Below are 12301 nucleotides of genomic sequence, written 5' to 3'. Positions count from 1 at the left end.
GTTGACTTCCTGGTCCTCGGCTGCGGCACGAGCGAGCGCTCGGCCGTGTCCATGGTTCACTCGCTGACGCTCGCTCACAGGTCCAGGAATGGATCGAGTCCGACGGTCAGGCCCGGACGCTTCGCGATTTCACGCACGCCGAGCAGCACACCGGGCGCGAAGGACGAGCGGTCGATCGAGTCGTGCCGGATGGTGAGGGTCTCCCCCTGGGTGCCGAACAGCACCTCCTGGTGGGCGACGAGACCTGCCAGACGTACCGAGTGCACCCGCACCCCGTCCACGTCGGCGCCGCGCGCGCCCTCGAGCTCGGTGGTCGTCGCGTCGGGGTTGCCGCCGAGGCCCGCCTTGTCCCTGGCCGCTGCGATCAGTCCCGCGGTGCGGTAGGCGGTGCCGGACGGCGCGTCCGCCTTGTTCGGGTGGTGCAGCTCGATGACTTCGACGGAGTCGAAGAACCGGGCGGCCTGCTCGGCGAAACGCATGGACAGCACCGCGCCGATGGCGAAGTTCGGTGCGATCAGCACGCCGACGTCCGGACGTCCGGCCAGCCAGCCGCGCACCTCGGCCAGGCGGGCATCGCCGAACCCGGTGGTGCCGACCACCGCGTGAATACCGTGCTCCACCAGGAACTCCAGGTTCCCCATCACCACGTCGGGGTGGGTGAAGTCGACGACCACCTGCGTCTGGGCCGCGGTGAACAGGTCCAGCGAATCGCCCTTGTCGACTTCCGCGACCAATTCCAGATCATCCGCCGCCGTCACGGCCGCGCAGATCGCCTGTCCGACTTTGCCACGCGCCCCGAGCACTCCGACCCGAATGGTCACCGCACCTCCTCGTTCCGCTTCGGTCGGTGTCAGCCTAGTGTGCGCCGCCGAACGAAATCCGCCCGCAGCCCCGCATAGGCCGAACCAAGGCAGCGGCAGCCACAGAACAGCACGAAGTCGGCCCCCAGCCCGCCGGGCCGAGCGAAGGCGGAGGCAGCCGCACAAAGGGCACAGCCGGACGAAGTCCGCCCCCAGCCCGCGCCGGGTCGAGCGAAGGCGAGGCAGCCGCCTATCGAGAGCGCACCCGCGCCGGGCTGTCGACCTCCACGGTCGGCGCGCCCGTCAGGTTCGCCGCCATTCGTTGCAGCATCCGCACGGTTTCGGCGAACTGCTCGTCGGTGATGCCATCGGCCATCTGCCGCCTGCGCCGGCCGATCCGGCCCCATGCCTCGGCGTGCGTCACCCGTCCCGCCTCGGACAGCGACAGCACACCTCCGCCCTGGGACACCAGCCCGTCTTCGATGAGATCGGACAGTTCGGCGGGCCATTCGGCGTCGTCGGCCCAGAAGGTGTCCAGCGCGTCGCGGACGTCGTCGGCGGGCCGCGGCCCTTCCGCCAGTGAGTGCAGTACCTGCCAGCGTCTGCGGCCGAGCCCGCCCGCGGCGAGATCCTCGTCGAAACGCTGGTTGATCAATCGGTCGAGTTCCACGAGCCAGTACCCGATGCCACGCTGGACAGCCATCACGGATCCTTTATATGTTGAGTGACAATTACATGTAATATTACATCTATTGACCCGGCGTGGCAGGCTGAGCGAATGGATGTGCACGACGCGAACACCATCGCCGTGGAGGCGGCCATGGTCCGGATCCGGCGCAGGCAGACGCGCGGGACGCTCAGCGATGGAGCGATTCCCGTCGCCGTCTTCCGCGTGCTCGATGCCGTTGCCGACGGCGCCGCCGACACGGTCGGCGCGCTCGCTCCCGCTCTCGGTGTCGATCAACCTCGCGCCAGTCGCCTGGTCGCCCAGGCGGTCTCCGCCGGACTGCTGGAACGGGTCGCCGATCAGCGCGACGGACGGCGCGCGGTGCTGCACCTGACCCCCGCCGGACGTGACGCCATCGCCGCCGCCAAGGCCGGGCGTCGTGCCGCCATGGCCGCCGCCATGGCGGACTGGACCCCCACCGAGCGCGCCGACTTCGCACGGCTGCTCGAACGATTCGTCGACGCGATGGACCGGGCCGCCGAGTGAACGGCACACCGGGGCGAACGCGTCTCGCGCCGCGTCAGTCGAAGACGATCACCTGACGCAGGGCGTGGCCCGCGGCGAGTTCATCCATGGCGCGGTTGATGTCGTCGAGACCCACACGCGCGGAGACGAGCCGCTCCACCGGCAGGCGTCCCGACCGCCACATGCGGACGTACTCGGGAATGTCGCGGGAAGGCACCGCGGAACCGAGATAACTGCCGACGATCGAACGCCCCTGCGCGACCAACGCCAGCGGCGAAATGCTCGCCCGCGCATCGGGAGCGGGGAGTCCGACGGTGACCGTGGTGCCGCCGGGCGCGGTCGCGGCGACCGCGGTCTCGAAGGCGCGGATATTGCCCGCGGCCTCGACCACGACTTCGGCCTGCACACCGAGCTCGGCGACCTCGGCCGGGGTATACACCGCGTGCGCTCCCAACTCCCGTGCGAGAGCGAGCTTGTCGGGCACGGTGTCCACCGCGATGACCTCGTGGCCCTCCGCCGCCAGCGACACCGCGACCAGCACCGCCGCCATGCCCACGCCGCCGAGACCGACGACCATGATCCGGTCGCCGATGCCCGGCTTCGCCGAATTCAGCAGGGCGCCACCGCCGGTCAGCACCGCACAGCCCAGCACGGCCGCCACCTCGGGTGGCACGTCGTCGTCGACGGGGACCACCGACCTGCGATCCACCACCGCGTGCGTGGCGAAGGCGGACACGCCCAAGTGGTGGTGCACTTCGGCGCCGTCGCGGAGCAACCGCCTTCCTCCGCCGAGCAGTTCACCCGCGTTGTTGGCGACGCTGCCCGGCACACAGGGCGTGCGGCCCTCGGTCGCACAGCCCGCGCATTCGCCGCAGCGGGGCAAGAACGTCATCACGACGCGCTGCCCGACCGCGATATCACCGTCGCCAGGGCCGACCGACTCGACCCGCCCCGCGGCCTCGTGTCCGAGCAGCATCGGAACTGGCCGCACCCGGTTGCCGTCCACGACGGACAAGTCGGAATGGCACAGCCCCGCCGCTTCGATCCGGACCAGCAGCTCACCGGGGCCCGGTTCGCGCAAGTCCAGGTCACATACCGTGATCGGCGTCGATTCGGCGAACGGCGCCGGCGCCGCGATCCGCTCCAGTACCGCGCCACGAATCCTCATTCCCCCGAGTTTAGATCGCCGCGCTGCGTTGGAGCGGCCGCCGCTTGCGACTTCGCCGCTTGGGCGTCGGCCACTCGGACGCGGCCCCGCAAGGCGCCCGGATTCGGTGCTATCCTCGTCGACCGTGACGGTGCTCCCGTTGGCCGCCTTGTACCGAGCCCGGGGTCGGGATCGTCACGACTCAGAGGAGCAATTCCGCTGTCCGTACAGTTCAACCACACCATTGTCGGTTGCCACGACAACCGCGAGTCCGCCGAATTCTGGGCGGACATCCTGGGCCTGGAGGTCGGAACACCGTGGGGACCGTTCATTCCGGTGTCCCTCGCGGGCGGTGTCACCTTCGACTTCGCGAACGTGCCGCCCGATCTCGGCGAAATCCAGCCCCAGCATTACGCCTTCCTGATCTCCGAGGCCGAGTTCGACGCGGCCTACGCCAAGATCCAGCGCTATCGACTCGATCATTGGGCCGATCCGCGTCAGCAGCGTCCCGGCGAGATCAACCACAACGACGGCGGGCGCGGGGTGTACTTCCTCGACCCCAGCGGTCACTACCTGGAGTTGATCACCGTCCCGTACGGCGGTTTCTGACGTCGCCGGAAGTACGATGCCGCGCATGGGTGTCGATCTTGTCGGCGAGGTCGAGCGGTTGCATGCCGACCTCGCGACGTGGCTGGGGTCGCAGGCGCCGGTCGAGGTATTCGAGCGGTTCGCGGCGGCGCAGCACGAGCGGTTCACGATGGTGACGACCGGCGGTGCCGTGCTGGGCCGCAGCGAGTTGATCGCCGGTCTGCGCCAGTCCGGAAACGCCGTACCGGGGCTGGCCATCGAGGTGTCCGAAGTCGAGGAACTCCTGCGGTCGGAGAGCGCGGCGGTGGTTCGCTTCCTGGAGACCCATCGTGCGCCCGGAAGTGTGACGCGGCGCCGGGTCACCGCGGTGCTGACCATCGATGCCACGGGCGAAGTTCGCTGGTTGACAGTGCAGGAAACCGAAGCGCCGGTGGACTGAGCGGGCCACCGTCCCCGGTACTGGGAAGATCTCGCCGCGGCAGCTGCACCGGTACCGGGACAATTCTGCTTTCGGTCTTCGGACGATCGGCAGGGCAGAGTTCGCCGTCCTTACCGATCGCACCTCGGTGCGGAGTTTCCTCGCTTCGAGAACGGTCCGAGAACAGGTGAGTCGAGGAGGTGGATTCCGGTGGATCGGTGGGAACGCGACGGGCTACTCTCCGCCAACAGCGGAATCCGCAACCAGGTCGACCACATTCTGGATGCGCTGGCCGAGCAGCGAACCCACCTGACGGACCTCCACGAGAAGCTGTCGGCGATGCGATGCACGGCCACATCGGCCGATGGCCTGGTGGAAGTGACCGTGGACGCCGGGGGCGTTCTCACCGATGTCCGGTTCACTCCGGCCGCCTTGCGCGGCACGCCAGAACAACTGGGCCGTTCGGTCACCGAGGCGGGGCGGGAGGCGGCACGACTGGCCCGCGAACAACACGCGGAGATCATCGCGCCGATCGCCGCCGAAGCCGGGTCCGTCCCCGATCTGCCCGACCTGGTTCCCGGTGCACCGAGCTTTCGCGAGATATGGGAACCCGCACCCCAGGACCCGGCGCAATGATGCGCCTCACCTCGACTTCGATTCGGACACAACCCCTCTGGCAATGGGAACTCCTCGCCGGACGGGACGGTCCGGGCGATCCGGGCCGACTCGACCGGTGAGGAATCCGGCACCGCCCCGAGTACTGCTGCGGTGTCGCTGCACTCGGGGCGACTCGGCCGGTGGTCCTCGAGTGTCGGCACATGGCATCTACCTCCGTTCGGACGGGCAGCTCGCCGGCTGCCAGGTGGACAGGTATCGGAAGGATGATCAGGCGTAGAGCTTGGCGAGGAACGCGGTCAGGTTGTCGCGCACCCGCTCGATCTTCTCCTCGAGCGTGAGATCTTCGCGATAGCGGCTCCCGAGCGCGGGCCGCTTCTTGTTGCGTGCGTACAGCGAACAGGCGAGGTCGGTGCACATATAGGTGCCGACCGAGTTACCTCGGCGCCCGGATTCCCCCGCCTTGTGCGCGGTCATCAGGCAGACGCCGCCGCCGGTGTGGCCGGTCAGGCAGATCGTGCACATCTGTGCCCGGCCGTTGCCGCCGGTGGCATAGCGCAGTGCGACGCCGACCAGGCGGTCGTCCTGCGGGACGACCAGGTAGCCGCGACCGGGCAAGGAGGGATCGCTCCAGCCGAGAAAGTCCAGATCGTCCCATGGCCGCTCGTCCAGGTCCCTGGGCACGGGCAGCCGCTTGGCATCTCCTTTCGAACAGTTGACGAACGACGACCGGATGTCGCGTTCGGTGACGGGGTCCATGACGGTTCTCCTTCGGTTGATCGGTGGACAAACCGAAGCGACGTTACGGTCCGCTCCCGGCCCGGACAACGGATTTTCCTTCAGCTCGGACTCAGCTCGGTCGGCTGATCGCCCGCCAGCACGCGGCGGCGATGTCGCCGAGCTGGTCCTCGGTCAGCTCCATCCCGCCGGCGGCGAGCCGCACGGCGGGCGCGAGGCCGAGTTCGTAGAGCACCTCGAGCGGTAGCGGCAGCAGCCGGGCGGCGACGTCTGATATCGCCACCTGCTGAACCAGCGGGTCACCGTCGGCGATCGCCGCCTGATGGGCTGCCTCGCGATACGGCGAATTGTCGACCTGCAGCAGGAAACGGGCGTGATCGCGGTGCGCCTCGAGATAGCGGTAGCTGTTCACCCAGACACCGCGAAAACGCTCGGCCGGCCGCATATCGGCATCGAGACCGGTCGTGGTGGCCACCGCGAGCTGAGCCTTCGTTTCCCGGTAGGCGGCCAATACCAGCTCGTCCTTGGACGCGTAATGCGTGTAGGCGGTGCCGGTCGCCACACCGGCCTGCTTGGCGACGGCGTTCATCGACGTGCCGTGAAAACCGTTGCGCGCCACCAAGGTACGCAGCGACCGGCGGACCGCGGCGGCACGGTCCACCGGCGCCGTCGTCATCTGCCCGACGGGGTGGACACGTCGATCGACACCCCGGTCTCGCGCTCGGAGACCTCCCACAGCTTGGCGATCGCAGTGCTCATGCCGAGTCTGCGAAAGATCGGCTTGCGCACCGGCGGCCCGTTGTTCACCAACAGCGGACCGTAGAACTCGCCACCCTTCGCCGCCGGGTCCGTCGCCGCGCGCAGCTGCGACAGCGCACCGTCGGACGCGGACATGCCCGTGTGCCGGGCCGCCCAGAGGCCGATTCGCTGAGTGAGACCGCCGCCGGACTCTTGCACGCTGACCGCTTGCAGGTTGGTGTCCGACAGCCCCGGATGGGCGATCAGGCTGGCCGTGGCCACACCCGCCCTGTCGAACTCGCGCTGCAGGCCGAGGCCGAAGTGAAAGTTGGCGAGCTTGGCCTGACCGTAGGCGCGCCACGGCCGGTAGCGGCCCTCCAGGTGCGGGTTGGCCGGGTCGACGGCGTGGCCCATGTGATGCGCCGTGCTCGTGACCGTGACGACTCGCGCGCCATCGGCCCGCCGCAGCGCGGGCATCAGCAGCGCGGTCAGGGTCCAGTGCCCCAGATGGTCCACACCGAACTGTGTCTCGAACCCGTCGACGGTCTTCGTCTCACCGACCGCCATGACCCCGGCGTTGTTGACCAGCAGGTCGACGCGCTCATGTGCGCCGAGGATCTGCTCGGCGGCGGCACGGACCGACGCCTGCGACGCGAGATCCAACGCCACCAGCTCGAGCGAGGCATCCGGTGCGCTGCCGCGAATCTCGTCGACCGCGGTCGCCGCCTTGTGCTGATTCCGGACCGCCATCACGACATGGGCGCCCTTCGCGGCCAGCTGCCGCGCGGTTTCGAGCCCGAGTCCGCTATTGGCGCCGGTGACGACGGCCGTCCGGCCGCGTTGGTCCGGGATCTGCGCTGGACTCCAGAACATCAGGGACCTCCTGATTGAATGTTCATTCGGTCCCTTCACGCTACCAGACCGGCGCAGCGCCCTGCTTCCCTACCGAGCCAGAAAGTGCCAGCCGAGCCATGCCCACACGAGAACGGCGGCAATCCGCGCCATCCGAGTACGGGTCAGGTACGCGACCGTTTCACCGACGGGCGCGACCAGATCCCGGCGAACGTGCGTCAGCACAACCGCGCCCAGCGTGGCCACCAGCACCAGCGCGAACCCGACGACGACGATCGTCCGATCGCTCATCTGGACACCAGCCACCAGCCGACACCCAGCCACAGCAACCACCCGGCGAGCCGCAGCGGCAACTGCTCGAGCGCCGGGTCCAACAGCGTCGACAAGGTCGGGTCTTCCTCGCTCGGCCGCATCCGATCCGGTTGCCGCAAAAAGGCATAACTCTCCCAGATCACCGCCGAGATCATCAGCGTCGACCACAAGGCCGCGCCGCGCCGCAGCCGGGCGGTCGGCGGAGTCCGCGGGGGCCGCGCCCGCCAGACCAGCGTCGAAGCCACGACCACCGGCACGACCACCAGCGCGGTGGCCCACCAGCTGAACGGCCGGGTGGCGGCACCACCCGCCGCCAGCACGGCGCCGGCGGCCAGCAGCGCCACGCGTCGCCGGAATGGTCGTGCCGGGGATGCCGGTTCGTTCGTCACAGTGGCAGAATATGGCTCCCGCGCGACCGTCCCGGGGACATTCTCACTTGCGGTTATCGAGGCAGCTTCTACGCGTCACCGCCGCGATTCGCGACGCACCCGATCAGGAAGTGGTGCTGGACAAAATCGAGCCCGCCTGCGGTATCCGGCCCCAATTCCTCAGCGGAAGCGCGCGACACTGCACGGCGTGCCCCCGGCGCGGGCGCGCCAGATCCTGGCCGGAGCCATGGTCGCCGACGCGACCATGGCCGCACTCGACATCGACTCCCTGGAAGTCAGTCCGTGGGCACTGCGCGAGGGTGTTGTGCTGGAACACATCTCCACGCGTGTCGACAGCGACCGGACAGTGCCGCTGAACGCGCTCGAGCTGCCCCGGAACGGGCCGAAATCACCGGTGAGCGTACTACCGCGGCGGCGGTGATCGGTCCGCACCGTGCGAGCGGTCGTCGCTACACCGCCATGGCCAGGTACAGCGGAGGCGACGACGCGACCGCGAGGCCGCACCGTCGCCGCTATCGGCCGGAGACCGTCTCAGCCGGGTAGGTGCGATTCGTGGGTGAACGGCTTGGTGCCGTGCACCGCCGTACCAGACCGCGGACGAGCAAGAGCATTTCTCGTACATGGCGACCATACGGGTCCGGGTTGCCACTTGTTCGCAGCAACACGAGCGGTCGAGCGTCCCAGCGCTGAAGGTAGTTTCGGTCGCGGAAGGATCCCGGTTGTCCGCAGCGGCAAACGCTGCTCAGGAGAAAATATGCGTGTCTTTCGTGGAGCGGATGACGGGATTCGAACCCGCGACCCTCACCTTGGCAAGGTGATGCGCTACCAGCTGCGCTACATCCGCACTCACATCGCGGTGTTGTCCGTGATGCGACACAGAACATTAGCCGACACCCGGTGGGAAAAGCTAATCGCCGCTCATGCCTGCTGCTCGGCCGCCGCCCGGTTGCGGCGCAGGCCCAGCCCGGCCGCGATCAGGCAAGCCACCGCGACCACACCGACGAACCACGGGAACACGGTGCTCAACCCCACGAAGCGATCAACAATTGACGTCCTCCTCGGCCTGAAGAAGACCGGGATTCCTGGCCGTTCTATGCGAGGGCCAGGGGTTCCTGTTTCACAGACTGGCCAGCGCCGAGGTCTCCGCAGGCTGTCACCGCATGCCCTGCGGCGAGAATATTCTTCGCAGCGTTCACGTCCGCGTTCGCGCTGTGACCGCAGCGGGTGCACCGGAATACCGCTTGGCTCTCACGGCTTTCCGGGTCCATACTGCGGCAGCGCGAACACGTTTGCGAGGTGTACGCAGCCGGGACCTTCACAATCCGGGTGCCCGTGTACCGGGCGACATTGGTCAGCGCCAGCTCGAACCGGTACCACCCCTTGCCGAGGATGGCGCGGTTCAACCCCGCCTTCGCAGCGATGTTCCGACCGGGGTCGACGCGGCCGCCCTTAGCGCTGGTTGTCATGCCCTTGATGGTGAGGTCTTCCAGCACCACCAGGCCGTGACGGGTGGCGAGCCGGTTGGCGACCTGGGCGGCGAAGTCGCGACGCCGATCCATCTCCCGCCGCTTCACCCTGCGCATCGCGGCGATGGTCTTGCGCCGGTTGGCACTGTTCGTCCCCTGCCGTGCGAGCTTCTGCTGCATCCTGCGATAACGCCTGCGCTCGCCCACTGTAGTGAATTCACGATCGTGCATGCTGCCGTCCGAGCAGGCCACAGCGACCGCGACACCCCGATCCACACCGACCAGACTCGCGCTCGGATGCCGTTCGGGTGTCAGCTTGCCGTCCTCGACCAAGAACGACACGTACCAGTGCCCGCCGTCGCGCGACACCGTGGCCGACCGGATCACCCCACCCAAGGAGCGCGACCAGCAGAACCGCACCCACCCAGCTTCGGCAGCCTCACCCTGCCCCACCGGCGGCCCAGCCGCTCGACGCGGATCTTGTTGCCCTCGGGGAACCGGAACGACGGCCGCCACCGCCGCGCAGACCGCCACCGCACCGTCCAGGTGCCACGCTCCCGACACGCCCGATCCAAGTCCATCAGAGTCTGTTGCAGGCAATGCCCCGGAGCATCCGTCAGCCACGGATGCTCGACCTTCGCGGCGGCCAGCTGCCTGGCCTGCTCGTAGTAGTTGATCCAGGCGCCCCGGCGCCGGTACTCCCGACGTTGCTCCAACCCGGTATTCCACACCGCACGGCAGGTATCGCCGATCAGCTCCGCATATTGCGCCTGAGTCTCACTGAGAGACAAGCGATAACGACGGCCGGTCAACACTCCCGCGACTCTAGCCTGGGTCACCGACAACCACGGATCTCGATGCGCTACCCCGCCCAAAAGACAGGATACGAACGCTACTTTCTCCGGTCGACCGCCACCCACCACTTCAAGATCCTGCGCGAGGCGGGCGTCACCGAGCGCCTGATCGTGGACGGCCACACCTGCCAGCGCCTACGCCTGGACGATCTGGAATCCGCGCTGCCCGGCCTGATCCCGACGATCGTCGACGCCGCCAATCGCGCCCACACCGAGTGACCCGGCGGGGCGAGTGCGCGCTCAGCAGTTGTCGAAGCGCCACTGCCCATCGATGAACGCCCAGGTCTTCGGCTTCGCCTCGTCCTCGCCCGCGCGGGCGTCAAAGTTCTCGACCGTGACCGATCCCGTCGTTCCCGACGTGGTGACGCTGACCTCGGACGGCTTGGTCTTCAGGTCCCTGCCGTCGTAGAGCTGCGCCATGGACGCCACGTAGTCGTCCTGGTTCAGCGTGAGCTTGCATCGCGTGGAACGGAATTGGTAGGCGGCCGCGTAGTCGTGACTTGCCAGTGCGGCGTTCATCTCGGTGGCCACCTCGCGCAATGCGGCCGCGGTCGGCTCGCCCGGCTTGCCCGAGGCGTCCGCGTCCTCCCCGCCGCACCCGGTCAGCGCGAGGATCGGCAGCGCGATCGCGCCCAGCACGCGAAGGGCACGATACGTTCGGTTCATCTCGACTCCTTGCCAGAAAATCGCCGGATTCGACACCCGGACAATCGAGTTCAGCGCCTTCCCGACACGGACGACGGCGGACGGCCGAAACAGTATCGCGCCAAGGGTTGCGCGCCGAGCCGCGGGTGTCGGCGGACCGCGGCCCGCCGAGATCAGTTCGGGACCAGCCGCCGGACGGCCGAGGGCAGTTCACGGGTGCGCTGGTACGGCCCGGCGACCGACGCCGCGAACGGCCGCGCCAGCAGGGTCCGCGCGACCGCGGAAACCTCGTCGGTGGTGACGGCATCGATGCGGGCCAGGGTCTCGGACACACTGCGGTGGTTGCCGTAACTGAGTTCGCTGCGCCCGAGCCGGTTCATTCGCGAGCCGGAATCCTCCAGGCCCAGCACCAGGCCGCCGCGCAGCGAGCCCTTCGCGCGGGCGCATTCGGCGTCGCTGATGCCGTCCGCCGCCACCTCTTCCAGCACACCGCGCGCCAACGCCGCCACGTTGCCGAGGTTCTCCGGCTGGCAGCCGATGTACACCGAGAACGCACCGGTGTCGGCGAAGGTGTCGACGCTGGAATACACCGAGTAGGCCAGCCCGCGTTCTTCCCGGATACGTTGGAACAGCCGCGAACTCAGCCCGCCGCCGACCACCGTGTTGAGCACCGACAGCGGCCAGCGCCGCTCCCCTTCGTGCCGTCCGAAGGCTCGCACGCCGAAGGCCAGGTGCGCCTGTTCGCTGTCTCGACGACTCCAGTGCAGCTGCGGAGCGCCGTGCGGCCGGAACCGCCCCTCGCGCCGCCGCGCGGGCGTCGCCGCGGGATCGAGCCGGTTCTCGAAGGCGCGGTGCACCAATTCCGCCGTGTGGTCGTGCTCCACATTGCCCGCGACCGCGACCACCATCCGGTCGGGACGGTAGCGGCGCACGTGAAAGGACCGCAGCTGGGACGGGCGCATGGCCTCGATGGATTCGACCGAGCCGATCACCGGACGCCCGATCGGGTGGTCACCGAACAGCGCGCTCAGGAACGAGTCGCCGACCAGGTCCTCGGGGTCGTCGTCGCGCATGGCGATCTCCTCGAGCACCACCTGACGCTCCACGTCCACGTCCACCGACCGGCACAGACCGTTGAGCACCACGTCGGAGACCAAGTCGACCGCCAGCGGCAGATCCTCGTCGAGGACATGCGCGTAGTAGCAGGTCTGCTCCTTGGCGGTGAACGCGTTCAGCTCCCCGCCGACCGCGTCCATCGCCTCGGCGATGTCGAGCGCCGACCGCGTGGGGGTCGCCTTGAACAGCAGGTGCTCCAGGAAATGCGCGGCGCCCGCGACGGTCGGGCCTTCGTCACGCGACCCGACTCCCACCCAGACGCCGATGGACGCCGAGCGCACCCCGGGCAGGTGCTCGGTCACCACGCGCAATCCACCGGGCAGCACGGTGCGCTTCACGCCGCTGTCCGTGTCCACCCGCAGCTCGAGTGACGAACCCCCCTGCCCGGTGGTGAGCAGAGGGGTTGTCGTCTTCTTCTTCGTCACAGAGAC

At 68.6% G+C, this 12301-nt stretch carries 17 protein-coding genes, 1 tRNA gene and 1 pseudogene; 6 read left to right on the top strand and 13 right to left on the bottom strand.

Translation table 11 applies throughout. The annotated features are described in order from the left end of the window. Positions 1-74: 74 nt before the first annotated feature. A complete protein-coding gene (gene dapB / locus AB0M45_RS11215; RefSeq protein WP_364325903.1) occupies positions 75-821 on the bottom strand; it encodes a 4-hydroxy-tetrahydrodipicolinate reductase in 747 nt (248 codons plus the stop codon). A 229-nt stretch (positions 822-1050) separates the two neighbouring features. Further along, entirely contained in the window at positions 1051-1503 is a 453-nt protein-coding gene (locus AB0M45_RS11210; protein ID WP_364325900.1) for a hypothetical protein, read from the bottom strand. A 75-nt stretch (positions 1504-1578) separates the two neighbouring features. Here AB0M45_RS11210 and AB0M45_RS11205 point away from each other — a divergent pair, with 75 nt between their 5' ends. Next, a complete protein-coding gene (locus tag AB0M45_RS11205; protein ID WP_364325897.1) occupies positions 1579-2013 on the top strand; it encodes a MarR family winged helix-turn-helix transcriptional regulator in 435 nt (144 codons plus the stop codon). Positions 2014-2047: 34 nt separating this feature from the next. Here AB0M45_RS11205 and AB0M45_RS11200 read toward each other — a convergent pair whose 3' ends face one another. After that, complete coding sequence (locus tag AB0M45_RS11200; protein ID WP_364325894.1) at positions 2048-3160, bottom strand: zinc-binding dehydrogenase; 1113 nt, start codon at positions 3158-3160, stop codon at positions 2048-2050. Positions 3161-3358: 198 nt separating this feature from the next. Between AB0M45_RS11200 and AB0M45_RS11195 the strand changes: the two genes are divergently transcribed. The 3 genes from AB0M45_RS11195 (at position 3359) to AB0M45_RS11185 (ending at position 4781) form a co-directional block, all read left to right on the top strand. Beyond that, positions 3359-3748 (top strand): VOC family protein, encoded by a 390-nt coding sequence (locus AB0M45_RS11195; protein ID WP_364326228.1) that lies wholly within the window; start codon positions 3359-3361, stop codon positions 3746-3748. Positions 3749-3773: 25 nt separating this feature from the next. After that, positions 3774-4166, top strand: coding sequence for a hypothetical protein (locus AB0M45_RS11190; RefSeq protein WP_364325891.1), 393 nt, complete (start codon positions 3774-3776; stop codon positions 4164-4166). Between the two features lie 189 nt (positions 4167-4355). After that, entirely contained in the window at positions 4356-4781 is a 426-nt protein-coding gene (locus AB0M45_RS11185) for a YbaB/EbfC family nucleoid-associated protein (RefSeq protein WP_364325889.1), read from the top strand. A 249-nt stretch (positions 4782-5030) separates the two neighbouring features. Here the strand turns inward: AB0M45_RS11185 and AB0M45_RS11180 are convergent, their stop codons facing one another. The 5 genes from AB0M45_RS11180 to AB0M45_RS11160 all read right to left on the bottom strand — a co-directional run bounded on the left by AB0M45_RS11180 (position 5031) and on the right by AB0M45_RS11160 (position 7789). Continuing rightward, positions 5031-5519: an FBP domain-containing protein gene (locus AB0M45_RS11180; protein ID WP_364325886.1), complete on the bottom strand. Its 489-nt coding sequence runs from the start codon at positions 5517-5519 to the stop codon at positions 5031-5033. A 91-nt stretch (positions 5520-5610) separates the two neighbouring features. Then, the gene (locus tag AB0M45_RS11175) at positions 5611-6174 is read right to left on the bottom strand and encodes a helix-turn-helix domain-containing protein (protein WP_364325883.1); all 564 of its coding nucleotides are present in this window, start codon (positions 6172-6174) and stop codon (positions 5611-5613) included. Then, entirely contained in the window at positions 6171-7109 is a 939-nt protein-coding gene (locus AB0M45_RS11170) for an oxidoreductase (protein ID WP_364325880.1), read from the bottom strand. The genes AB0M45_RS11175 and AB0M45_RS11170 overlap by 4 nt, the downstream gene beginning before the upstream one ends. Before the next feature lie 69 nt (positions 7110-7178). Beyond that, positions 7179-7379, bottom strand: a complete 201-nt coding sequence (locus tag AB0M45_RS11165) for a DUF6186 family protein (protein ID WP_364325877.1) — start codon at positions 7377-7379, stop codon at positions 7179-7181. Continuing rightward, positions 7376-7789, bottom strand: coding sequence for a hypothetical protein (locus AB0M45_RS11160; protein WP_364325874.1), 414 nt, complete (start codon positions 7787-7789; stop codon positions 7376-7378). Before AB0M45_RS11160 ends, AB0M45_RS11165 begins: the two co-directional genes overlap by 4 nt. Positions 7790-7976: 187 nt before the next feature. Between AB0M45_RS11160 and AB0M45_RS11155 the strand changes: the two genes are divergently transcribed. Next, positions 7977-8210, top strand: coding sequence for a hypothetical protein (locus AB0M45_RS11155; RefSeq protein ID WP_364325871.1), 234 nt, complete (start codon positions 7977-7979; stop codon positions 8208-8210). A 347-nt stretch (positions 8211-8557) separates the two neighbouring features. Here the strand turns inward: AB0M45_RS11155 and AB0M45_RS11150 are convergent. From AB0M45_RS11150 to AB0M45_RS11140, 3 genes are all read right to left on the bottom strand, one after another. Further along, a tRNA-Gly gene (locus AB0M45_RS11150) sits at positions 8558-8633 on the bottom strand. Positions 8634-8880: 247 nt separating this feature from the next. After that, complete coding sequence (locus tag AB0M45_RS11145; protein WP_364326225.1) at positions 8881-9624, bottom strand: transposase; 744 nt, start codon at positions 9622-9624, stop codon at positions 8881-8883. Positions 9625-9638: 14 nt separating this feature from the next. Beyond that, complete coding sequence (locus AB0M45_RS11140) at positions 9639-10046, bottom strand: helix-turn-helix domain-containing protein (protein WP_364325868.1); 408 nt, start codon at positions 10044-10046, stop codon at positions 9639-9641. 111 nt (positions 10047-10157) lie between these two features. Between AB0M45_RS11140 and AB0M45_RS11135 the strand changes: the two are divergent. Next, positions 10158-10328, top strand: a pseudogene (locus AB0M45_RS11135) (ArsR family transcriptional regulator); the annotation flags it as partial. 21 nt (positions 10329-10349) lie between these two features. Here AB0M45_RS11135 and AB0M45_RS11130 read toward each other — a convergent pair. Then, entirely contained in the window at positions 10350-10775 is a 426-nt protein-coding gene (locus AB0M45_RS11130) for a hypothetical protein (protein WP_364325865.1), read from the bottom strand. A 152-nt stretch (positions 10776-10927) separates the two neighbouring features. Further along, the gene (locus tag AB0M45_RS11125; RefSeq protein ID WP_364326222.1) at positions 10928-12268 is read right to left on the bottom strand and encodes a pitrilysin family protein; all 1341 of its coding nucleotides are present in this window, start codon (positions 12266-12268) and stop codon (positions 10928-10930) included. Between the last annotated feature and the right edge of the window lie 33 nt (positions 12269-12301).

The sequence above is a fragment of the Nocardia sp. NPDC051787 genome, from assembly GCF_040681325.1.
Taxonomy (GTDB): domain Bacteria; phylum Actinomycetota; class Actinomycetes; order Mycobacteriales; family Mycobacteriaceae; genus Nocardia.
The sequence above is the reverse complement of the archived record's forward strand: the minus strand, read 5'-3'. Positions and strand labels throughout refer to the sequence as shown.

Excerpts from the sequence above, each read along its gene's own strand:
- AB0M45_RS11210 (WP_364325900.1), bottom strand. The coding sequence starts at position 1,503 with ATGGCTGTCCAGCGTGGCATCGGGTACTGGCTCGTGGAACTCGACCGA.
- AB0M45_RS11205 (WP_364325897.1), top strand. The coding sequence starts at position 1,579 with ATGGATGTGCACGACGCGAACACCATCGCCGTGGAGGCGGCCATGGTC.
- AB0M45_RS11200 (WP_364325894.1), bottom strand. The coding sequence starts at position 3,160 with ATGAGGATTCGTGGCGCGGTACTGGAGCGGATCGCGGCGCCGGCGCCG.
- AB0M45_RS11190 (WP_364325891.1), top strand. The coding sequence starts at position 3,774 with ATGGGTGTCGATCTTGTCGGCGAGGTCGAGCGGTTGCATGCCGACCTC.
- AB0M45_RS11180 (WP_364325886.1), bottom strand. The coding sequence starts at position 5,519 with ATGGACCCCGTCACCGAACGCGACATCCGGTCGTCGTTCGTCAACTGT.
- AB0M45_RS11175 (WP_364325883.1), bottom strand. The coding sequence starts at position 6,174 with ATGACGACGGCGCCGGTGGACCGTGCCGCCGCGGTCCGCCGGTCGCTG.
- AB0M45_RS11170 (WP_364325880.1), bottom strand. The coding sequence starts at position 7,109 with ATGTTCTGGAGTCCAGCGCAGATCCCGGACCAACGCGGCCGGACGGCC.
- AB0M45_RS11165 (WP_364325877.1), bottom strand. The coding sequence starts at position 7,379 with ATGAGCGATCGGACGATCGTCGTCGTCGGGTTCGCGCTGGTGCTGGTG.
- AB0M45_RS11130 (WP_364325865.1), bottom strand. The coding sequence starts at position 10,775 with ATGAACCGAACGTATCGTGCCCTTCGCGTGCTGGGCGCGATCGCGCTG.